The organism is Luteibaculum oceani, assembly GCF_007995015.1.
Lineage (GTDB): Bacteria > Bacteroidota > Bacteroidia > Flavobacteriales_D > Luteibaculaceae > Luteibaculum > Luteibaculum oceani.
Genome location: NZ_VORB01000005.1, coordinates 17,392 through 38,756 on the forward strand (window position 1 = coordinate 17,392; position 21,365 = coordinate 38,756).

Here is a 21,365-nt window from a genome sequence, read left to right on the forward strand (position 1 = left end):
CGCTATTAAGGCTGTGTCGCCAGTACTATTTTACAGTTATTTCTTTTGGCAACGTCTAAAACGCTCACCATGTTACCCGTTGGAACGGCCTTATCGACATGTAACACAACACTTTGTTGCTCTTCTCCTGGCACAAGGCTATTCACCAACTCGGCCTCAAAGTTGTCTTTAGACACCCTTTTTCCACCTATAAAATATTCCAAATCTTTGGTAATGGTTACCGAAATCTTTGGCTTTTGCTTGGTTTTATTCTTACTCGATGGTAGGTCTACAGGCAATGCATAGGGACTTACCAAGGTTGAAAGAATAATAAAGAATATCAACAACAGGAATACCAAGTCGGTCATAGACGACATGCTAAATCCTGTATTTATTTTATTTCTGGATCCTAAATTCATAGGACTTATTTACTGGGTTCGTCTAATAAATCAAGGAACTCGATGGCACTAATTTCCAGCTTATTTACCACCTTATTTACAAAGGCAACAAGCGAGTTATAAGCAATGTAAGCTACGATACCAATTACCAAACCAGCAACCGTTGTAACCATCGCCTGCATAATCCCTCCGGAGAGCTCTGCGATTTCAACACCTTTGTCGGAAATCTTCATTTCGTGGAAGGTAACGATCATACCGATTACGGTTCCAAGGAAACCAATCATTGGAGCTGCACCGGCAATAGTAGCAAGACTAGAAAGGTTTTTCTCTAGGTTATAAACCTCAAGTTTTGCAACGTTTTCTATGGTTGCTGCAATGTCTTTGGTAGGTTTTCCAATTCTAGAAATTCCTTTGGCAGTAATTCTTGCCATTGGCGTATCGGCTGCTTCACAAAGGTGTAGAGCGGCATCAATTTTCCCATCGTGGATGTTATCCTTGATTTTCGCCATAAAATCAGGCTTTTCTACTGAGGCCTTCTTAATAGCGAAATAGCGCTCTACAAAAATGTAAACCGACATCAAGCTCATAATTCCAAGCGGAATCATAATATACCATCCACCCTGAACGATTAGTTCCCAAATGGAAATGGTTTCTTCTTTTGTAATTGGATTACCATCTGCATCCAACATCAATCCAGCAGTATCTTGCGGAAGCTGCTGAATTTGTAGTAATAATGTATATACCAGGTTCATAAACTTGATTGATAAAACGTATTGATTGGTGGCTTATTATCTAAAGTAGAAGGTAAACGGCAGCTCCTGCTAAATATCCTGCAAGCGCTAAACCGCTAATTTTTTTAAGGTACCAGCCAAAGCTGATATTCTCCATCCCCATTGCTACTACACCCGCTGCAGATCCAATAATCAACATAGATCCACCTGTACCAGCTGCGTAGGCAATAAAGTGCCAAATTCCGGCATCTGTAGGCATATCGAACATTCCCATAGAGGCGGCAACAAGAGGTACATTATCTATGACCGCCGATCCAGCTCCGAGTAGGATAACAAACAAATTATCTGGAATTACTTCCCTAACCTGTCCTCCAAAAGTAAATATCATCCCCAACGACTCTAAGGCAGCAACAGTCATTAAAATACCTAGGAAGAATAAAATACTAGGCATTTCTATTCTACTCAGTGCACGCATAGTTGGACTATGTGCACCATGACCACCGCCAGCTAAATCATCCTGAAAATCGGTTAATGAGAACTTTCGGTTGGAAATAATCTCGGCAACTAAAGAAACTACGGTTAACGAAAGCATCATACCAATGTATGGCGGTAAATGAGTTACCGTTTTAAAGATGGGAACAAACACTATCATTCCCAGTCCCAAATACAGTATTCTAGATCCCACTTTAGTTTTCTTACCAATTTCACCTTCCGAGGAAAACTCACCTTTGAAAGGGGTTAAGAAAGAAGCAATAAAAGTAGGTACTAGCATACACACTAATGATGGAAGTAATAGTTCGGTAACCAGTTTACCCGTACTCACTTTCTCTCCTATCCATAGCATGGTGGTGGTAACGTCTCCAATTGGTGACCAAGCACCACCAGCATTGGCTGCAACGACAATTAAACCTGCAAACCAAAGCCTGTCTTTATTGCTGTGTAGAATTTTTCTTAACAGTGTTATTAAAACAATGGTAGCAGTAAGGTTATCGATGATAGCAGAAAGAATAAATGCTAGGAAAGCGATAATCCATAAAAGTGTCCTTTTCTTGTTGGTTTTAATGAAATCTTTAATCGCAACGAACCCATCGAAGTGATCGATTATTTCCACGATGGTCATTGCCCCCATAAGGAAAATCAGGATCTCACAAGTTTTACCAAAGTGATGCAGCAAAGTCTCCTCCATCACATGTAATTTCTCCTTGTGCTCCATTCCTACAAACCCGTCCAGCATGGAGTAATTGGCCGAATCGAACCATTGAGTAAAATCGTCTAGGCCTAAAGCAACACCTGCCCAAGCTAGCGCCATCATCCCCAATGCGGGAATTAGCTTATCAATTTTAATGGTATGCTCAAGGGTAATAAGAAGGTATCCAATGATGAATACCAACAAGATAAAGGTCTCCATTGAGAGTGTTTTTAAGTAAAATCCTCGCTAAATAAGTTGTTTTAACGCAATCTCGAAAGCAGTTTTACTGATTTGTGTTTTGGATTGGTTTTTATTGTAGGCGCGCTCAATTGCCATACGGATTGTATTGGATGTATCCTCGAAAATACCCTGATCCGATAGCTCGTGTTCAGCCTCCATTAAATAAGCAAACACCCTAGCCATTCCACAGTTCGCGATAAAATCGGGAATCACTGAGATTCTGTCATCACACATTTCAGCAATGGGCCCGAAGAAAATTTCTTTATCTGCAAAAGGAACGTTTGCTCCACTGGAAACAACTTCTAGTCCCTTATTGATTAATCTTTCAATTTGGTCTTTGGTAATTAATCTCGATGCAGCACATGGAAGGAAAATATCCGCATCTAAATCCCACACTTTGTTATTTACTTCTTCGAAAGAGATGGTTTTTGGATGAGCACCCAACTTGTTCCCTTCTTTTCCTAGGTATAGGTCGGTAACTTCTTGTAGAGAAAGACCCTCTTGTTGGATAATCCCTCCATCGCGATCAATAATCCCTACCACTTTGGCTCCCATTTTCGCCATGTAATAAGCAGCGGCAGAACCAACATTTCCCCAACCTTGAACGATTACTTTTTTACCGGTTACCTCACCACCATAAATATTGTAATAGTGCTTAACCGCTTCTGCAACACCGTATCCGGTAATAAGGTCGGCTACCACATATTTCTTAGAAGTATCCGGAGAGAAATTAGCATCCTCTACCACTTTTAATACTCCAAATCTTAGCTGCCCGATACGAAGAATCTTTTGCGCCTCATTGGGTTGATAGTGTCCATTAAAAACCCCTTCTTGAGGATGCCAAACCCCACAACTCTCGGTAATAGGAATTACTTCGTGAATTTCATCAACGTTTAGGTCACCACCAGTTCCATAGTAGTTTTTCAATAAAGGAGAAACCGCTTTGTACCAACGCTGTAAAACACCTTTTTTCCTTGGATCGGCAGGATCGAAGTTAATTCCCGATTTAGCCCCTCCGATAGGAGGACCTGCAACGGTAAACTTCACCTCCATCGTTTTAGCTAAAGATTCAACTTCGCGCTTATCAAGACCCTTTCTCATTCGAGTTCCACCTCCGGCTGCTCCCCCGCGCAATGAGTTAATTACCACCCATCCTTCCGCTTCAGTTTCAGCATCTTTCCATTCAAATACAATCTCCGGTTGTTTATTCTCAAATTTTTCGAGTAGGTCCTTCATTTCAAAATAATTTTCGCCAAATATATAAATACACCCAATGCAAGAAACCAACGATTTAAACTACTCGCTTTTGTTTCTAAGGTTTAGGTTTTCTACGCTCTCTTTTCCGATTATTTTAAACTTCATGTACACCGAAGTTTTCAGGATTCGAAAAATATCCTCTAATAATTTTATGGTAGATGAATTGTCCCTCCCGAACAATCTTTGGTAGCTCCAGAATAGCTCGCTAAAATATTTGGTAATCCAAACCACCGAAACAAACCTAAAAAGGCAAAAATGATCGCTTCCTTATTCTCAACCACCTCTTTGGAAGGAATGTGAAAAGCTATACCCAACTCATTGTCTTGCAGATCTTTTATTAAAGCTGTATTAAATGCCCCTCCACCCGTTACCAATACCTTTTTAGCATCGGAGTGTGTAAGTGCTTCGAAAATTTTGTCCTCTACATGCTTTTGGAAGGTTTTCATTTTGTTCGGCACCGAACAATCATACTTTTCTAAAAGAGGAATTACCTGATCTTTAATAAAATGGTTGCCCATGCTCTTAGGAATGGCCTCCTGATAAAACTCCAACCGATTGAGCTGGGTTAGCAGGTCGGGTTCAACTTTTCCAGAAATAGCAATTACTCCATCCCTATCAAATGCTTGCCCCATTTTCTGAGCTAGGTAATTAAAAACCTGGTTACAAGGAGAAATATCCCAGGCCTTAAGTTGATTTGCAGCATGGAGTGAAATATTTGCAATTCCACCAAGGTTCAGACACGCATCGTATTCAGGAAATAGGTGCAAATCTCCAAATGGAACCAAGGGTGCACCCTGCCCTTTGTATGCAATATTTAACTGTCTAAAACTGGTAATAGCAGGAATTCCTGACTTTGCTGCAATATGTGCTCCATCGCCTAACTGGGTTGAATACCCACTTTGGGGATAATGAAATACCGTGTGGCCATGAACAGCTGCAAAAAGAGGTAATTCATTCAAATCCTGCACAACCATCTTGACATTGTGCCCTATCCAATCTCCAAAAGCGGCATCTAATTGGAAGAAATCCTTTGCGCTTAAATCGGTTGACTTAACTAGAGCCTCCCGAACATTACCGGGGAACTCCTTGGGGTGGGAAGCTAGAACTTCGTATTCCCATTTGTTATCAATTTTGGCAAACTTGCAAAGCGCTATATCCAGTCCATCCATAGATGAACCCGACATTACACCAATTGCGTGGTACCATTTTCCTTCCGCTAACTCCATATCAAAATTTCGCGGTTGCATATTACAAATAGAAAAGTTGGTAAAAACAATTAAATCGATGAGAATATGAAAATGGGACTAATCGATAAAATCGGTAGACCAAATGTTTTTTTTTCACTCTAAATCCATTTTAGCACTTCAACAATAATTGAGCAGAACTATAATCTACCACTATAATAGGTTATATGAAAACTTAAGGCCATGGATAATGGATTATGAAACTTAAAAATCCATCCAGTTTTATTAATTAAGTACTATCAAATAAACATTAGTGCATTTCTTCTCATTTCAACTATTTTTTACAGTTACTTATAGAGATAAATTAAATTTAAAGATTACTTAAGTTTTAAATAAAGATAATTCCGTTTCCAATAAACCCCTAACTCTTTCATCAACAAGCATTTCTAACTGGAAGTCAAATTAACCACCAGCCAAGCCTTTCTGCTCAGGATAGCTATCTAATTAAAGAAGTTAAATGCCTGTTCTTCCATCTAATTTCTCTGCTTTCGTGTTGTTTTTTGTTTCAAATTAGTCCATTGATAAATTAGGCTATTTCCAAAAAATAGTCCATTAGCAGAAACAGGAAAAATATATGATACAACTTGCTATTTTGAACATGGAGAACACAACTGTAGATTGCACCTTTGCTGTTCATGACGCAATTGTTTCTTCATTTGAGGGCGTTGGCTTAGAAATTGACAGAAAAACGGCAAACGACTGTATTCCAGTTCCCAACCTTGTTGGAATAAGAAAGGTTTTAAAGGAAAAATTTGATTCTGAAGACGAAGCCCAAGCCAATCAAATCAATACATACCTCAACAAATTCATAAATCATTACTACAAAAAATCCACCCAATTACGTCCAATGCCCGGGGCTGAAGGCTTGTTTCTTACCCTTAGAGAAAAGGGTATTAAAATCTACTTAACCTCAGGGTTTGAGCGCAAAACAGTGGACATACTAATGAAACGCTTTAAGTGGATAAAGAATAACCTGATAGATGGGACCATTGCCGCGGATGAAATCCAACAAGGACGTCCTTTCCCAGATATGATTCAAAAAGCCATGCATAGCGAAAACATTATGGACGCAAGAGTGGTTCTAAAGGTCGGTGACCACCCACTGGATGTGCTTGAGGGGAAAAATGCTGGTTGTGGTTTAAACTTAGTTTTCTACTCTGGATCTCTTTCTCCAAACGAACTTAAGGAAGGAAATCCCGACGGTATAATCCACACCCTGAGCGAGATTCCGCAATACATCGATAAACTCGAGCAAATTCAGTAAAAAGGCTATTTTTGGAACCCAATAAATCAGCGCATGGATTTTCAATTAACTGAAGAACAAATTGCAGTAAGAGATGCTGCCAGAGATTTTGCTCAAAACGTATTAAAACCAGGGGTAATCGAAAGAGATACCCATATGAAGTTTCCTCACGAAGAAATCAAACAACTAGGAGAACTTGGTTTTCTTGGAATGATGGTAGACCCAAAATATGGCGGTTCGGGAATGGATACCGTTTCCTACGTACTTGCCATGGAAGAGATTTCTAAAGTTGACGCATCGACTTCAGTTGTGATGTCGGTAAACAACTCATTAGTTTGTTGGGGTCTTGAAAAGTTTGGTACCGAGGAACAAAAACAAAAATATTTAAAGCCACTTGCAAGTGGTGAAATCATTGGAGCATTCTGTTTGTCTGAACCAGAAGCTGGTTCTGATGCTACCTCTCAAAGAACGACTGCCATCGATAAAGGTGATCATTACCTTTTAAATGGTACTAAAAACTGGATTACCAACGGTGGAAATGCATCTGTTTACCTGGTAATGGCGCAAACCGATGCCGAAAAAGGTCACAGAGGTATCAACTGTCTTATCGTTGAAAAAGGAATGGACGGTTTTGTAGTTGGAGCGAAAGAAGATAAGCTTGGAATTCGCGCATCTGATACTCACACTCTTCTTTTTAATGATGTTAAAGTTCCTAAGGAGAACAGAATTGGAGAAGATGGATTTGGATTCAAATTTGCTATGAAAACACTTTCGGGTGGTAGAATTGGTATTGCTGCTCAAGCACTTGGTATTGCTTCAGGAGCCTACGAATTATCTCTAGCATACTCGAAAGAGCGTAAGGCTTTTGGAAAAGAAATTTCTAAGCACCAGGCTATCGCATTCAAACTGGCCGACATGGCTACTGAAATAGAAGCAGCTCGTTTACTTTGTCTTAAAGCAGCTACGCAAAAAGATAACGGCGAAAACTTCGATCAATCTTCTGCTATGGCTAAGGTTTTTGCATCTGAAACAGCTATGAAAACTACGGTTGAAGCAGTTCAGATACATGGTGGATACGGATACGTAAAAGAATACCACGTAGAGCGCCTGATGAGAGATGCTAAGATTACGCAGATTTACGAAGGAACTTCTGAAGTACAACGTATTGTAATTTCAAGAAACGTTTTAAAAGACTAAGCTCTTTTTACACGAAATACAAAAGCGACACGCTGTGGTGTCGCTTTTTTTATGCCTCAAAAAACCCTTTGATTCCCATTAATATACTCTGCACCGCATAAGCCGCAAGTATCAATCCCATTACCTTGCTTATTACCGTAATTCCGTATTCTCCAACCTTTTTCTGCACATAAGTTGCACCCAATAGAATAAACATGGTAAGGATAACCACCGTCGCCACTAATAATGTGGTTATAGCCTGTTCTTTTATAGTATATAGATTGTTGTCAGTTAATAGCACAACAGCCATAATAGCCCCCGGCGAAGCAATGGAAGGCATAGCAACAGGAAAAACCGTTACGTGCTTATAGTCTTTAATCAAATCCTTTTCCGATTCTGGTTTCCCTTGTCCGAAGATCATGGTTAAAGCAAAGAGAAATAGAATTACTCCGCCCGAAATTTCAAACGCGTAGAGCGAAATATCCATACCCTCCAATATCATTTGCCCCACAACAATAAAAAAGAGGAAAATAAGGATAGCGATAAAGGAAGCTCGAATGGCTACGGCCTTTTTATGTGCCTCGTCTAACCTTTTGGTAGCTTCCAAAAAAACGGGAACCGACCCCAATGGATCAATTACCGCAACTAAAAATAGAAGTTTCGTGATTAAATCTGCGAACATCCTAATTTACACGTTTTCCAGTTGTTGTAAACGATAAGCCCTGTTGCCCAGACGTGGAAATCATAACCGCTTCGAAAAGTGGTTCGGCTGCTTCTATTTCCATACTCCATGAGAACAAAAAGTTAGCTCCCGTTCCTCCCTCTCTATCTTTTTCGTCAATTACTATATCTACGGTTTCCAACGGAGAAATATAAATAGGATCTTTAAAGTAATTGCGAATTAGCTTCCCTTTACCATCGAAGTACTTTGCGCTTTCAATGTAGAGCGTATCCACAGTACTTGTGTTACGCATGCTTACCGTAACCGTTAAATCGTGCTTTCTATGCTCGGTTAACGAATAAATCTGCGAATAGATGGATAAATAGGTCGCTCCGTGTTCGGTAGAGTCTGGAATAACAATGGCCCTGTTAGCCCAATTAACAGGATCTATGGAACTAGATTTTTTATTCTCGGAACATGCAAAAAGCAGCATTCCCAAAACCAGGGCTATTTGGGTAATCTTCATCATCGAGGAATTTACTAGCCAATATCGTACAATCTAATCGAATAAATTCCTATCAAATGCAAAAGGCACGCCCATGCGTGCCTTTTGCAATATGGTACACTAAGATATTGGTTAATCAACTTTTAAGACTACCTGTTTGCCATTTACAAGGGTTAGGCTTAAGAGTACTGGCCCCTGATTATCCCATTCAAAAACAAAAGTACTGCCAAGCTTTTTTATTAGTCGACCATCTATGGTATAAAGACTAGCTTCAAAAGGGCGTTGATTCTTAACCTTGCTTCTACCAGCCTCTTTATATATCACAAACCCATATTCCTGAAACTCAGAAATACTGGTAGCATTTTTGAAAAAGGATTCGGACATAGGCCCTAAACAACCTCTACTACTGCGCAATTGCACCGTATAGGTTACCTCGTTTACAAAAGGAATAATTCTCTCATCAAAAGTAAGTAACTGCCCTTCGGCATACCAATCGTAATGATCAGCCACATGGAAAGATATTAATGAGTCTTCGCCAGATACCACCTGACTGATACTACTCTGAGGAGGAATAACTCCAAAATCTACCCTAAGCGTGTCAGAAATGGTCTTACAATTACCATTGAAGGATTCCAACCAGTATTTCCCAGAATCAGAAACCAGTATACTTGGTGTGGATGCTCCAGTATTCCAAAGTAAATCGTAAATACTATCCGTACTAACCAACTCGGTTACATCCCCTTCACATAGAGAGTCTAGCGGTAATAAACTGCTTATTTGAGCTTGCTCTGGGAAGGGCTTAAAATTAAACTGTACCGAATCGGAAACCTTTACACATCCACGGTCTGAAATAAAGTCCACATATATAAGCGTGGTATCTTTTACCCATTTGCTTAAGCTGGAATCATCGCCATCATACCATACAAAACCATCTATTCCAATTCCATGAGACACCTCAATAGAATCCCCCTCACAAAGCAGGGCCGGACTTCTGTCAATCGCCAATAAAATAGTATTTGGAACTTCGTCGAAGGTAAAACTCGTATCCGTAGAAATCACACAGCCATCATCGTAGGTTACAGTTAAATTCGTGGTTTCATTTACAAATATGGAATCTCCAGATGCTCCATTACTCCAGCTTAGGAAGTCGGTATAATTATTAACCCTAATAAGATAATCTTCACCCGGACATGGCCCTAAGGAGTCTGGGTTTTCAAAAATTATTTCAGGAATCTCTAGCTGAGGTAAAAAAACCACAGTATCCAGCCAAGCGGTATCAGCGCAACCGTTTGCAAACAACTCTACCCCGTAAATTACCGTATCCACATCGTTAAAAATGTACTGGTCGCCAAGTTGATTAAGAGGACTAACATCCTCCATTCCATTCTGACTTTGCTTTAAAAAGTTAAGACTATCCGCTTCAAAATCGAGGGTGAGAATTAAATCTTCACCGAAGCAAATTTCTCTGGAGTTAACAGAAGCATTTACCACTTTTCCCTTTTCGAAAACCTGTACCACCAAGGAGTCTGAATTAGAACAGCCATATTGATTTGATACCTGAAGTGAATACTTAAAAAATTCTGGGAGTTCTGAATTGAAAACTGGATTATCAACTGCTGGATCACTTAAAAGACTTAAATCACCTGACCAGTTATAACTTAAAGTTCCCCCACCGGTTATAGTAGGATTTAAGACCAAGGGTCTTCCCTCACAAACATCTACAGAATCTGGACTAAAAGAAACGGTTGGATCCGCAGCATCTGCAGTAAAAAAAGTAAGAGTATCGCATCCGAAGGACTTTCTTCCTTGGTCATCTATTGGCTTTACTATCCATTTGTAGGCTTCAGAAGCCCTTAGACCAGTTACGAAAAGGTTTGTATCTGAAACTTGCTTTGAATCTATAGTATCTCCCGATGAGTCTAGAACCAATAGTTGATATGAACTCGCTCCAGAGACAGCCCCCCATGATAACTGGGTTGAAGTACAAATATTTTGTGTGGAATCTTGGGGAATAAATGAACTGGCACAACCAATGTTATCTGGTGGAATTACAATAAAAGAATAGTCTTCTATTTCCCCATTACCTATATCAGCACATGGATCTGTTATAGGTTCAAGAAAATCTTGTTTAATTCTGAAACCACCAATAATATGCACTCCCTCAACAGCATCCTGAGGTACTGTAATAATTGCAGTCATTTCATTGACCACAGTGCTCTCTCCTCTAAAAGTGATTATTTCATCATTATCCCAGGTACCACTATTATCCCAATCTAGCCATCCCGATATTTCATCAAATACATTCCCGTCCACAGTTAAAGTTGCTGTAACCACCTCTCCCGGAGCAAAAATCACCGTAAAATCAGAGTAATCGCTGTAACCGTCTGGGTCGAAATCGGGAGCCGTTTCATCGTTATCTTCTCTATCGCAATATCCATCATCTTGAATTACATTCTTACAAGTAAAGGTCTCTATCCATTGAAAATTACAAGGACTATCACCTCTTGCGGAGCAATAGTCATTAGCTCCCCCATCAGTAGTTCCACTATTGGTCACAATAAAAGAGTAATCTTCTATTTCCCCATTACCTATATCAGCACAGGGGTCAGTTATAGGTTCTAAGAAATCTTGTTTAATTCTAAACCCTCCTAGTATCACCGAATCCTGTACCGCATCGGATGGGACGGTAATTACGGCGGTCATCTCATTAACCACCGTACTCTCTCCCCTAAAGGTTATTATTTCGTCTGTATCAAAGGTTCCGCTATTGTCCCAATCTATCCAGCCAGAAATTTCATCGAATACGTTACCATCCACTGTTAAAACTGCGGTAGTAACCTGTCCTGGGGTGAAAATCACTACAAAATCAGAATAGTCACTATATCCATCTGGATTAAACCCTGGAGCGGTTTCATCATTATCTTCCCTATCGCAATAACCATCGTTCTGGAGAACATTATTACACGAAAAAGTCTCTATCCACTGAAAATTACATGGACTTCCTCCTTTTGGTTGGCAATAATTGTTTTGCGCTATTAGGAATGCAGGCAAAAAGCCCAATAGTAGAATTAAAGTTAAGGTTCTCATAATGTCGAATTAGAACAAGATTACTGTCTTGTTACGTTGATTTCAAACCACTTATCTATTGAAATACGAATTTTAAGTGCTAAGAGGTTTAGCTTTTACGATTAAGCGAAGAAATCCCTCTACTACCGAAATAGAATAATGACCACACATCCCAATCTATAACCGATGATGGTTATGACAACAAAAAGGGTAACAATTTTAGATTGTTACCCTTTAAATCTTTATTGAAAACCTATGCTAAGCTACTTTTAACTTGGCCATATCCGAATTCTCGAATTGCCCTTTAGCATAGTCTAATGTCACTTTAAATTCTCCAGTAAAATCTTCAGACGGAAGTCGGTACATTGCTTCGTTCATGATGATTTCGCAGATAGACCTTAATCCACGTGCTCCCAGCTCAAATTCTATTGCCTTTTCTACAATGTAGTCTAGCACACTCTTCTCGAAACTGATTTTAATTTTATCCATCTCGAAAATCTTTTCGTACTGACGGATAAGTGCATTTTTAGGCTCGGTTAAAATTCTAAGCAAGCTACCCTCATCAAGTGGGTTTAGATGCGAAAGCACTGGGAATCTTCCGATTAATTCAGGAATCAAACCAAAAGTACGGAGATCAGTTGGGGAGATATATTGGAGGATATTGTTTTCGTCGAAGTTTTCTCTATCATCATGACTAGCATAACCAATTGGGTTTTTATTAACCCTCTTCATGATAATCTTATCGATATCTGCAAATGCCCCACCGGCTACAAATAGGATGTTTTTGGTATTTACCGAAATCATCTTCTGCTCGGGATGTTTCCTTCCTCCTTGTGGTGGTACATTTACCGTTGCACCTTCTAGGAGTTTTAATAAAGCTTGCTGAACACCTTCACCGGAAACATCTCTGGTAATGGAAGCATTATCTCCTTTACGAGCAATTTTATCAATCTCGTCAATAAATACAATACCTTTTTCCGCTTTAGCCACATCGTAATCGGCAGCTTGAAGCAATCTACTTAAGATGCTTTCCACATCTTCTCCAACATAACCAGCTTCCGTTAAAACAGTAGCATCGGCAATACAAAAAGGAACATCCAATAATTTAGCAATGGTTTTCGCAAGCAAGGTTTTACCCGTACCTGTTTGCCCCACCAAAAGAATATTAGATTTTTCTATCTCGATATCGTTGGCATCTGACTTTTGGAGTAATCTTTTATAGTGATTGTATACCGCAACCGAAAGAACTTGTTTGGCTTTTTCTTGGCCGATAATGTGCTGATCTAAAAAGCTTTTGATGTCCTTTGGTTTACGAAGTTTTATTTGGTCGGAAATTTCCTTGCGGTTAGCCTCTACAAATTCTTCGTTAACAATTTGAGCTGCCTGCGTGATACAATTATCACATATATGCCCGTTGATACCGGCAATCAATAGCTTAGTTTGTGACTTTGGAGTGCCACAAAATGAGCATTTTAATTCTTGATCGTTGTTTGCCATAATTTATATTCTGGGCGCAAGAGCTTTTTTGGTTAGTGTATAAATTTACGGCTTATTTTTTGTTCCTGACCAAAACCTCGTCAATCATACCGTATTTCTTGGCTTCTTCACTTGACATCCAGAAATCGCGATCGGAGTCTTTTGAAATTTGCTCAAACGTTTTACCTGTATGATTAGCAAGTATATTATATAACTCATCTCTAACCTTTACGGTTTCTTTAAGCGCAATTTCCATATCAGAAACCTGACCTTGCGTTCCGCTCATCGGTTGGTGAATCATAATTCTTGAATGCTTAAGGGCAGTTCTCTTCCCTTTCTCACCTGCACATAGAAGTACAGCTCCCATAGAAGCCGCCATTCCCGTACATATGGTAGCCACATCTGGGGTGATATACTGCATGGTGTCGTAGATGCCTAAACCGGCATAAACAGAACCACCTGGTGAATTCAAGTAAATTTGGATGTCTTTTTTAGCATCGACAGATTCTAAAAACAGCAATTGCGCTTGGATAACGTTTGCCATTTGATCGTTTACACCCGTTCCGAGGAAAATGATTCTATCCATCATTAATCTCGAAAAAACATCCATCTGCGCCACATTTAGTTGTCGCTCCTCTATAATATAGGGAGTCATAGATGCATCGATGTACTGATCTAAAGCGTTTCCGTTTATTCCTTTATGCTTAGTTGCGTATTTTCTAAATTCTTTTCCGTCCATGATTAAAATAACTATTTGAGTCTGTTATTGTTGTCGAAATATAGGCGAATTACCCTTTCGCAATTTCGATAAACTCGTCAAATGTTACTTCCTTTTCTTCGACCTTCGTATTGTCCTTAACAAAGTTTACGATCTTCTCTTCAAACATTTCATCGTATAAACGACGTGCTTCCTTTTGGTCGTTAAGCACATTACTCGCAGCTTTGGTTAACTCCTCGTCGCTTTGAGTAATGCCATACATAGCAAAATGCTTAGCAAGCGTTTGTTTGGTATGCTCAACTAGCTCTTCGTGCTCTACTTTTAAATCGTTACCCTCAATGATCTTATTCTCTACCAATTGCCATTTAAGGTTATCGGCATAGTGAGGATAATCTTTCTCAAGCTGCTCGTCGCTAATTGGTTTCTCGTTAGAAACTTTAATCCAACGCTTTAAGAAATCATCTGGAAGCGTTAGCTTAAGCTTGTCAAGCATCTTCTCAGACATTTGCTTTTTGAACAAACGCTTAGATTCTTGCTCTAATTCTGCAGCGATTCTCTTTTCGATTTCAGCTCTAAATTCCTCTTCAGTCTTAACGTTTTCCCCAAAAATCTTAGAGAACAATTCCTCATTCAACTCAGCAGGCATCATTCTTCTGATTTCCTTAACCTTAAGTTGGAATTTCTTTGAAAGCGCAGGAATTTGGTTTTCTTCAATTCCCAACATGCGCATCAAATCGTTGTCGTCTTCAGCTAGGTTTTTTGGATCCACTTCAACGGTATCATCAGCTTTAAGACCGATCAACTTTTTCTTTTCACCTTCGTTTTTAAGGTGCTCTAGGCTTATTGTAGTACTTGCTAGAATTCCACCTTCTAGAATGCTTCCATCCTCAGAAAGCTCAACAAGGTCTACCACCAACATATCTTTATCTTCAGATTGCTCTGGCTCGCTAAGTTTACCGTAGCGTCGTGCGTAATCTTCAACTTGTTGGTTGATTAATTTTTCATCTGGCTTAATCGTATACCAGGTGTACTTCTCTCTTTTCGACAGTTTTACATCGAATTCTGGAGCAAGACCTAATTCAAAAACGAATTTAAAGTCGGCTGGATTTTCCCAATCTCCTTCTTCGGCCCCTTCTTTTGGAAGCGGTTGTCCAAGAACAGGAAGATTATTCTCTTTAATGTAACCGCTAATTTGTTGGTTGATTACATTGTTAACCTCCTCGGCTAAAAGAGACTTTCCATACTTCTTTTTGATTAAGCTTGCAGGCACCTTTCCAGGACGAAAACCAGGAAATTGGGCTTGCTTTCTATAACGCTGAACCGCGTTTTCGAAGTTACTGTTGTAATCTTCTGGCTTTAGCTCAATGGTTAACTCTCCATTTAACTCGTCAATTTTATTCAAATCAACCTTCATACTCTGTTCTTGCTTTGGACTTATATAAAACTAAAAAGGCCTCGATTCTCGAGGCCCTTTTTAAAACTTTCTTTGGTGCGGATGGAGGGACTCGAACCCACACACCTCACGGCACTAGATCCTAAGTCTAGCGTGTCTACCAATTTCACCACATCCGCGTATTCCGAAAAATTTCGGACTGCAAAGATAGATATTTTCTAAAAACGAAAAAGAGAAATATCATTTTTATTTCACTTTTTTCTCGCTTAGAAATACTATCCTCCACCAACAACCCGATTCATTGGTAATTTAATGCTCTTAACGCCCCAATTTTTTTTCGAAATTTCTGGATTTTCATTCCTATTCGCTTCCTCAACTTTCTAAAGTGCCCCAACACATACAATCTGGCCAGGATAATTACGATGCACCCCGCGATACTCGCTTTAAAAGGATCTACTTCTAATCCGAATTGCAGCAGCACCTTAATTAATCCACCTCCCAATAATAAAGTAGCATACCATTCTGATCTGAAAATCCTAGGTATTTCGTTACATGTGATGTCTCTTAGAATACCTCCACAAGTTCCCGAAAGCATCCCTAGAAAAATTGCTGCGACTGGTCCCGCTTCAAAATGCAAACTCTTTTCCAATCCAGCCATTGCAAAAAAAGCAACCCCCAGAGTGTCTACCACATTAATCAATCGGTTTAGCTTGCTTAAGGATTTCGTTAAAACAAAGGCCGTAACAACCCCTAGTACTATGCTAATTAGGTAACCATCTTGTTGAATCCACGCTATGGGGTACGCATTAAGTAGCCAATCGCGCACAGTTCCACCACCCACCGCAGTAAGCAACGCGACAAAGCCTATACCAAAGGCGTCTAGTTTACCATAACGTCTAGCAATAAGCGCACCACTGATACTAAAAAAGTAGGCACCAAATAAATCTGCGAAATAGATAAACTCCTTCGTCATGGCCCAACTGGTTTTAGTTTGTGCTTAAATGGTTTTCCTTTCTGCAATGCCACAAAAACAAAAAATGCATCGCAAATGGTCCTTCGCTGACCGTTAACCTCCTCTTTAATAGCTTTTATACCAACCTTTACCGAAGTATTTCCCCATTCTAGCACGTCGGTGTGCAACTCTACGATATCTCCCAAGTAGGCAGGCGTTAAAAAGTTCACTTCCCCAACGTGGGCCGTAACTAAACCATCACATCCAGATCCATACAAAGCACGACGAGCACAATTACTAGCGGCCAGATCCATTTCGGATAAAAGTTTTCCTCCGAAAAGCGTCCCGGCATAATTCAAAAACTCTGGAAACACGGTGAAGGTGTAAACTTGTGCATCTTGTTTCTTTGCTGCTTGCATTTTACTTTCTGTTTTGGTTAAATAAAAAGGGCCTTTCTGATCAGAAAGGCCCCTAATAAAAAAAGCCTTTCCATTGGACTTGGAAAGGCTTTCTATGTTTGGTTAAAATCTATCTAAAATTTCAGCATAGTAGTCCATTTCCAAGTTTACCGTTAGGTTTAAACTTGCGACACATAGACATACAATAATTTCTGCTGTTGTTTTTCATTGCTTTAATGAGAGCACAAATCTAAAACCAAAATTCTCTATTTTCCTACCCTTTTGGAAAATTTAATTTTCAGATCACTTCTTTTTCCATATCCACTTCTCCTACTGGGTTAGCAAAAAACATTTTTTGCTTCCATTCACTTTGTATTTTAGCCACTTTAAAATAAATAGAATGAAAACCATTATACCATCAGATATACCCGTACCTCAACTACATGGATTACTTCTTGGAAGCGTTGGCCCAAGGCCCATAGCTTTCGCAAGTACTGTTGATGAAAACGGAAACCCAAACCTAGCTCCATTCTCATTTTTTAATGTTTTTAGTGCTAATCCTCCCATGCTAATATTTTCACCGGCACGAAGAGGAAGAGACAATACCACAAAACACACCTATGAGAACATAAAAAAAACCATGGAGTGCTGTATAAATGTGGTTAATTATGACATAGTACAACAAACTTCGCTTGCCAGTACTGAGTATCCAGAAGGAGTAAGCGAATTTGTAAAAGCTGGATTAACCCCTGTCGATAGCGAGAAAATTAAATCTAAAAGGGTAAAAGAGTCCCCTGTTCAGTTCGAGTGCAAGGTTAAAGAGGTAATAGAACTTGGAAACCAAGGAGGAGCGGGAAATTTAATTTTAGCTGAGGTTGTTTTAATGCATGTTAATGAGGACGTTCTCGATGAAAACGGCAAAATAGACCAACATAAAATTGGCTTGGTTGGAAGAATGGGAGCGAACTGGTACTCAAAAGGCTTTGGAGATGCTCTTTTCGAAGTACCCAAACCTTTAACCACACTTGGTATTGGGGTTGATGCTATTCCAGAAGAGATCAGGTTATCCAAACACCTTACTGGAAACGATCTTGGTATGCTGGGAAATGTAGAGCAACTTCCAGATGAGACGGATGTTAACGACTATAAATTGGTTGAGTTAAGTGATCTTTTTGTGGAGCTTGAGGACGAACCTGAAAAATTAGAAATAGCACTTCACAAATTAGCACATAAACAATTGGAAGAAGGTAAAGTAGAGGAAGCTTGGAAAACCTTATTGGCTTTTAATAATTAATCCATGAAAACCCCCAAATCCAAAATCCCTTCCCCCCTAGCCATCGCTTGGGTACTTTTCTTATTTGTATTTCTTTCAGCCCTGTTTTTATACAAACCTTCGGAAACAGACTGGCATAATCATTTAGAAAATACTTTTAACTGGGCCTACGAGGGAATGTGGTCTTCAAGTGCGCTGGCCTTCTTGGTACAAATGAGCTTGATGTTGGTTCTGGGGCACATTATCGCACTTTCCGAGCCTTGTAAAGGTCAAATCAAAAAATTAACGCAGCTTGGTAAAAACAACCAACAAGCAGTTGTAATCACCGCTGCCGCGGCGATGATAGCAGGCTTTATTAATTGGGGCTTCGGATTGGTTATGGGTGCCATTATTGCAAAATCCTTCATAGACGAATTAGCTAGAAAGGGGATTAGCCGAAATCCTGGATTAATAGCCGCCTCTGGATACACCGGGTTATTGGTTTGGCATGGTGGACTTTCGGGATCTAGCTTGTTAAAAGTAGCGGAAGCTGGTCACCTGAATTCTCTAGCACCCCATCTGTACGACACAGATGCTCTTATTGACATTTCATCCACCATCTTTAGCAGTGTAAACCTTTTGAATTTCGGCCTTATTTTTTCCGCTGTTTTACTAACAGGGTATTTTCTCGGGAAAAGAAATCCAGGGTGCGGAGCCAAAGAAAGCCTCAAAGACGAAAAAGTCATTGAGCAAAAAGCTTCAAAAGGATTAGACGGCAGTACTTATTTCGCCTGGATTTTGGGAGTCTTATTAATTTTAGCAGCGGAAATGATTGCCCAGCAGTACTCGGGTTTAAAATTTCTCAATCCCAACTTTATCAATTTCTGCTTGCTAGCCATGGCTTTTATTGCACACGGCAGTTTAAGTAGATTTTCCAAAGCCCTTAACGAAGCCATATCAGGTACAAGCGGAATACTCATTCAATTCCCCATTTACTTTGCCATAATGGGGCTTATGAATAGTAGCGGCATGGCACTTTCTATTGCCAACTTTTTCACCTCAATTTCTACTGAAAACAGCCTCCCATTCTTTACTTTTTTAAGTGCTGGATTGGTAAACCTGTTTGTACCAAGCGGCGGAGGACAATGGATGATACAAGGTCCCATTATCCTTGAAAGCTGCCAACAATTCGGAATTGCAGTAGAAAAGGGGATTCTAGCATTGGCCTATGGCGATCAACTAACAAACATGCTACAACCCTTTTGGGCCCTACCTCTTTTAGCTATTACCAGAGTGAAGGTTGGAAAATTACTCCCGTATACAATTAAGTATTTTTTGGTTGGATTTGTGGTTTACGGAACGGTAGTCTTATTATTTTAGGCCTTAACATCGGTAGTATCCCGAAGTGTATTCCCAACCCAAATAAAAGACAGCACCAAAAGCATAATGGCTACCCCTGGAACTATAGGTATAAAGGCCGCATCGGTAGTTAGATAAGAAAAGTGATCTTTTATCATCCCCCCCCAAGATGCCATAGGCACCTGAGCCCCGATACCCAAGAAACTCAATCCTGCCTCCAATAATATTGCTGTAGAAAAATTTCCTGCTGCAATTACAATCAAAGGTCCCACAGCATTGGGCAACATTTCTCGAAAGATGATTTTTAAAGGTGGGGTATTAAATAATCGGGCGGCCATTACGTAATCTAATTGCTTTATTTCCATAAAGCGCCCTCTCGTAACACGGGCGACCTCTACCCACATGGTTAAACCAACCGCAATAAATACTTGTACAAAACCCTTTCCTAATGCTAGGGTAATAGCCATAACCATAAGTAACGTGGGGATGGACCAAACCACGTTTACCACCCACATAATAGCGGCATCAAGCCAGCCGCCAAAATATCCTGCCAAGCCCCCGAGGAAAACACCTATTAAGAGAGAAATTACTACGGAAATCAATCCTACTGAAAGAGAAACCAGTGTACCAGACATTAGGCGAGATAGTACATCTCTTCCAAGTTTATCAGTACCCAGCCAAAAAGTCCTCTGAACAAGCTCTACCGGCTGCTCAATTTCCCTTTCCTCTACTTTTATTAAGGGTCCGTTGGTGGTGCATCGACGGTAAAAAACCGTTCCTTTTTGCACCCAAAAAGTATCTACTGGAATTTCAGAAACGCCTATATCTCCACCAAAAAATAATCTTTGAAAAAAAGACGCCTTCTCCCCTTTTTCAAAACTTAAAAAATCAACCTTAGAACCAGGTGGTATTTTTGCAATTTCTGGATGTTGATTATTCGAATGAGTAGTGGCATCCGGACGGATGTTAGCTCCCAGAACAGAGACAATTATTGCGATTAAAAGTATGCTAGCTCCAAATATTCCCGCAGGGTCCTTTTTGAGTTTGGCTATGAATCTGGAAATCAGCAATTACTTAAATTTTAAATCGTTTAAAGGTTGCCCCTATTACTACTGGCAAATAAAGGACGGGCATTGCAAAAGAACAAAAAACATCAAGTAGAAAATGGGAGCTTCTGACCCTACTTTCGGTAACTGCAATAAATAGGAGACAAAAAAGGAAACCACTCGGGCAAAACCATAAAAACTGACTTAGCGCCAAAAAAGGAATAATCATTCTTATGCCAACCACAACTTTGGCCATTCTAAAATGGCTTTGTTTAAACTCGAAGTTCTTAGATGCCCAGCGAATTCGCTGCTTTAAAAATTCACTATAATTTTTAACACCGCGTGTATAACACCAGGATTGGTCTTTTAGCGTGACTATGCTTCTTCCGTCTTTTTGAAAGGCATCCAGTAAAAAAATGTCATCACCCGTTTTAAATTGATAGTTATTCTGGTATGGTTTGACCTCTAAAAATGCACTAGTACTCACCAACAAATGAGCTCCATTGCACATTACCGCCTTATCTCTAGATTTTACATTGAGGGTAATTCGTTGCAGTAATCTCCATTCGAAATTTAAAAAGGGTCTTAACCAGAGGGCGGTATTTTTAGTTTTCAATCCTAAGGATGGAATGATAAGATCTGCGGTTGGCACCCGCTCTAAACATTCATAAAGCCGTTGAGTTGGATAAAACCTAACATCACAATCTAATAACCAAAACCAGGGTGTCCCGCAGTGATCTACAGCTGCCTCAATAGCTTTCTTCTTATCAGGTTCTGGAATGCTAATAAATTGCCCGCTGATATATTTATTTTGCCCTATTAGACGACGAATAATTTCTTCGGAATTATCGGTACAACCATTAAAAACAAAAATGGCCTTAACGTCGGTATCAACAAAGGCGCTTAGAGAATTGATAAAGTCTTCCAATTCCTTTTCCTGATTGTGAACGGCAACGATTATTGTTGGCACAGGAATTCCAGTGTAGACCGCTGGCGCATTACTATCTTTTTCAGATATATTTATAAGCCAGAGTATGTAGAACACCGTACCTAGAAAAACCAATGTTAGAGGGATCAAATTG

At 39.7% G+C, this 21,365-nt stretch carries 19 protein-coding genes and 1 tRNA gene; 4 read left to right on the top strand and 16 right to left on the bottom strand.

Annotation, left to right across the window (positions count from 1 at the left end; translation table 11 throughout):
- Positions 1-5: 5 nt before the first annotated feature.
- The 5 genes from FRX97_RS06085 to FRX97_RS06105 form a co-directional block, all read right to left on the bottom strand.
- A complete protein-coding gene (locus FRX97_RS06085; RefSeq protein WP_147014305.1) occupies positions 6-398 on the bottom strand; it encodes an ExbD/TolR family protein in 393 nt (130 codons plus the stop codon).
- Positions 399-403: 5 nt separating this feature from the next.
- Entirely contained in the window at positions 404-1,129 is a 726-nt protein-coding gene (locus FRX97_RS06090; RefSeq protein ID WP_317129536.1) for a MotA/TolQ/ExbB proton channel family protein, read from the bottom strand.
- Positions 1,130-1,169: 40 nt separating this feature from the next.
- Positions 1,170-2,516 carry a sodium:proton antiporter NhaD gene (gene nhaD / locus FRX97_RS06095; RefSeq protein WP_147014306.1) on the bottom strand — a complete coding sequence of 449 codons (1,347 nt, stop codon included), beginning with the start codon at positions 2,514-2,516 and terminating at the stop codon, positions 1,170-1,172.
- A 27-nt stretch (positions 2,517-2,543) separates the two neighbouring features.
- Positions 2,544-3,773, bottom strand: coding sequence for a Glu/Leu/Phe/Val dehydrogenase dimerization domain-containing protein (locus FRX97_RS06100; protein ID WP_147014307.1), 1,230 nt, complete (start codon positions 3,771-3,773; stop codon positions 2,544-2,546).
- Positions 3,774-3,943: 170 nt separating this feature from the next.
- Complete coding sequence (locus FRX97_RS06105; RefSeq protein ID WP_170227048.1) at positions 3,944-5,020, bottom strand: anhydro-N-acetylmuramic acid kinase; 1,077 nt, start codon at positions 5,018-5,020, stop codon at positions 3,944-3,946.
- 592 nt (positions 5,021-5,612) lie between these two features.
- Here FRX97_RS06105 and FRX97_RS06110 point away from each other — a divergent pair.
- Together FRX97_RS06110 and FRX97_RS06115 are read left to right on the top strand one after the other, a co-directional pair.
- Complete coding sequence (locus FRX97_RS06110; RefSeq protein ID WP_147014309.1) at positions 5,613-6,302, top strand: HAD hydrolase-like protein; 690 nt, start codon at positions 5,613-5,615, stop codon at positions 6,300-6,302.
- Positions 6,303-6,335: 33 nt separating this feature from the next.
- Positions 6,336-7,478 carry an acyl-CoA dehydrogenase gene (locus FRX97_RS06115; RefSeq protein ID WP_147014310.1) on the top strand — a complete coding sequence of 381 codons (1,143 nt, stop codon included), beginning with the start codon at positions 6,336-6,338 and terminating at the stop codon, positions 7,476-7,478.
- A gap of 49 nt (positions 7,479-7,527) precedes the next feature.
- Here the strand turns inward: FRX97_RS06115 and FRX97_RS06120 are convergent, their stop codons facing one another.
- From FRX97_RS06120 to FRX97_RS06160, 9 genes are all read right to left on the bottom strand, one after another.
- Positions 7,528-8,139 (bottom strand): MarC family protein, encoded by a 612-nt coding sequence (locus tag FRX97_RS06120; RefSeq protein WP_147014311.1) that lies wholly within the window; start codon positions 8,137-8,139, stop codon positions 7,528-7,530.
- Position 8,140: 1 nt separating this feature from the next.
- Positions 8,141-8,647, bottom strand: a complete 507-nt coding sequence (locus FRX97_RS06125; protein ID WP_317129537.1) for a DUF3124 domain-containing protein — start codon at positions 8,645-8,647, stop codon at positions 8,141-8,143.
- A 108-nt stretch (positions 8,648-8,755) separates the two neighbouring features.
- Entirely contained in the window at positions 8,756-11,710 is a 2,955-nt protein-coding gene (locus FRX97_RS06130) for a GEVED domain-containing protein (protein WP_147014312.1), read from the bottom strand.
- 237 nt (positions 11,711-11,947) lie between these two features.
- On the bottom strand, positions 11,948-13,186 hold the full coding sequence (gene clpX, locus FRX97_RS06135) for an ATP-dependent Clp protease ATP-binding subunit ClpX (protein WP_147014313.1): 1,239 nt from the start codon (positions 13,184-13,186) through the stop codon (positions 11,948-11,950).
- A gap of 52 nt (positions 13,187-13,238) precedes the next feature.
- Complete coding sequence (clpP, locus tag FRX97_RS06140; protein WP_191284421.1) at positions 13,239-13,904, bottom strand: ATP-dependent Clp endopeptidase proteolytic subunit ClpP; 666 nt, start codon at positions 13,902-13,904, stop codon at positions 13,239-13,241.
- 49 nt (positions 13,905-13,953) lie between these two features.
- Positions 13,954-15,297, bottom strand: coding sequence for a trigger factor (gene tig / locus FRX97_RS06145; protein ID WP_147014315.1), 1,344 nt, complete (start codon positions 15,295-15,297; stop codon positions 13,954-13,956).
- Between the two features lie 73 nt (positions 15,298-15,370).
- A tRNA-Leu gene (locus FRX97_RS06150) sits at positions 15,371-15,455 on the bottom strand.
- A 119-nt stretch (positions 15,456-15,574) separates the two neighbouring features.
- Complete coding sequence (locus FRX97_RS06155) at positions 15,575-16,249, bottom strand: trimeric intracellular cation channel family protein (protein WP_147014316.1); 675 nt, start codon at positions 16,247-16,249, stop codon at positions 15,575-15,577.
- On the bottom strand, positions 16,246-16,647 hold the full coding sequence (locus FRX97_RS06160) for an acyl-CoA thioesterase (protein ID WP_147014317.1): 402 nt from the start codon (positions 16,645-16,647) through the stop codon (positions 16,246-16,248). The genes FRX97_RS06155 and FRX97_RS06160 overlap by 4 nt, the downstream gene beginning before the upstream one ends.
- Before the next feature lie 379 nt (positions 16,648-17,026).
- Here FRX97_RS06160 and FRX97_RS06165 point away from each other — a divergent pair, with 379 nt between their 5' ends.
- Both FRX97_RS06165 and FRX97_RS06170 read left to right on the top strand, forming a co-directional pair.
- Positions 17,027-17,920 (top strand): flavin reductase family protein, encoded by an 894-nt coding sequence (locus FRX97_RS06165; RefSeq protein ID WP_147014318.1) that lies wholly within the window; start codon positions 17,027-17,029, stop codon positions 17,918-17,920.
- 3 nt (positions 17,921-17,923) lie between these two features.
- Positions 17,924-19,258, top strand: coding sequence for a TIGR00366 family protein (locus FRX97_RS06170; protein ID WP_147014319.1), 1,335 nt, complete (start codon positions 17,924-17,926; stop codon positions 19,256-19,258).
- Here the strand turns inward: FRX97_RS06170 and FRX97_RS12350 are convergent.
- Positions 19,255-20,307 carry an ABC transporter permease gene (locus FRX97_RS12350; RefSeq protein WP_223266575.1) on the bottom strand — a complete coding sequence of 351 codons (1,053 nt, stop codon included), beginning with the start codon at positions 20,305-20,307 and terminating at the stop codon, positions 19,255-19,257. The two genes, FRX97_RS06170 and FRX97_RS12350, sit on opposite strands and share 4 nt — an antisense overlap.
- A 4-nt stretch (positions 20,308-20,311) precedes the next feature.
- Positions 20,312-21,361, bottom strand: a complete 1,050-nt coding sequence (locus FRX97_RS06180) for a glycosyltransferase (RefSeq protein WP_147014320.1) — start codon at positions 21,359-21,361, stop codon at positions 20,312-20,314.
- Positions 21,362-21,365 lie beyond the last annotated feature (4 nt).

What these genes read in the sequence shown, in the direction of transcription:
- FRX97_RS06170 (WP_147014319.1), top strand. Translation starts at nt 17,924, where the DNA reads ATGAAAACCCCCAAATCCAAAATCCCTTCCCCCCTAGCCATCGCTTGG.
- FRX97_RS06100 (WP_147014307.1), bottom strand. Translation starts at nt 3,773, where the DNA reads ATGAAGGACCTACTCGAAAAATTTGAGAATAAACAACCGGAGATTGTA.
- clpP (WP_191284421.1), bottom strand. Translation starts at nt 13,904, where the DNA reads ATGGACGGAAAAGAATTTAGAAAATACGCAACTAAGCATAAAGGAATA.
- tig (WP_147014315.1), bottom strand. Translation starts at nt 15,297, where the DNA reads ATGAAGGTTGATTTGAATAAAATTGACGAGTTAAATGGAGAGTTAACC.
- clpX (WP_147014313.1), bottom strand. Translation starts at nt 13,186, where the DNA reads ATGGCAAACAACGATCAAGAATTAAAATGCTCATTTTGTGGCACTCCA.
- FRX97_RS06110 (WP_147014309.1), top strand. Translation starts at nt 5,613, where the DNA reads ATGATACAACTTGCTATTTTGAACATGGAGAACACAACTGTAGATTGC.
- FRX97_RS06115 (WP_147014310.1), top strand. Translation starts at nt 6,336, where the DNA reads ATGGATTTTCAATTAACTGAAGAACAAATTGCAGTAAGAGATGCTGCC.
- FRX97_RS06125 (WP_317129537.1), bottom strand. Translation starts at nt 8,647, where the DNA reads ATGATGAAGATTACCCAAATAGCCCTGGTTTTGGGAATGCTGCTTTTT.
- FRX97_RS06165 (WP_147014318.1), top strand. Translation starts at nt 17,027, where the DNA reads ATGAAAACCATTATACCATCAGATATACCCGTACCTCAACTACATGGA.
- FRX97_RS06155 (WP_147014316.1), bottom strand. Translation starts at nt 16,249, where the DNA reads ATGACGAAGGAGTTTATCTATTTCGCAGATTTATTTGGTGCCTACTTT.
- FRX97_RS06130 (WP_147014312.1), bottom strand. Translation starts at nt 11,710, where the DNA reads ATGAGAACCTTAACTTTAATTCTACTATTGGGCTTTTTGCCTGCATTC.
- FRX97_RS06120 (WP_147014311.1), bottom strand. Translation starts at nt 8,139, where the DNA reads ATGTTCGCAGATTTAATCACGAAACTTCTATTTTTAGTTGCGGTAATT.
- FRX97_RS06105 (WP_170227048.1), bottom strand. Translation starts at nt 5,020, where the DNA reads ATGGAGTTAGCGGAAGGAAAATGGTACCACGCAATTGGTGTAATGTCG.
- FRX97_RS06085 (WP_147014305.1), bottom strand. Translation starts at nt 398, where the DNA reads ATGAATTTAGGATCCAGAAATAAAATAAATACAGGATTTAGCATGTCG.
- FRX97_RS06090 (WP_317129536.1), bottom strand. Translation starts at nt 1,129, where the DNA reads ATGAACCTGGTATATACATTATTACTACAAATTCAGCAGCTTCCGCAA.
- FRX97_RS06160 (WP_147014317.1), bottom strand. Translation starts at nt 16,647, where the DNA reads ATGCAAGCAGCAAAGAAACAAGATGCACAAGTTTACACCTTCACCGTG.
- nhaD (WP_147014306.1), bottom strand. Translation starts at nt 2,516, where the DNA reads ATGGAGACCTTTATCTTGTTGGTATTCATCATTGGATACCTTCTTATT.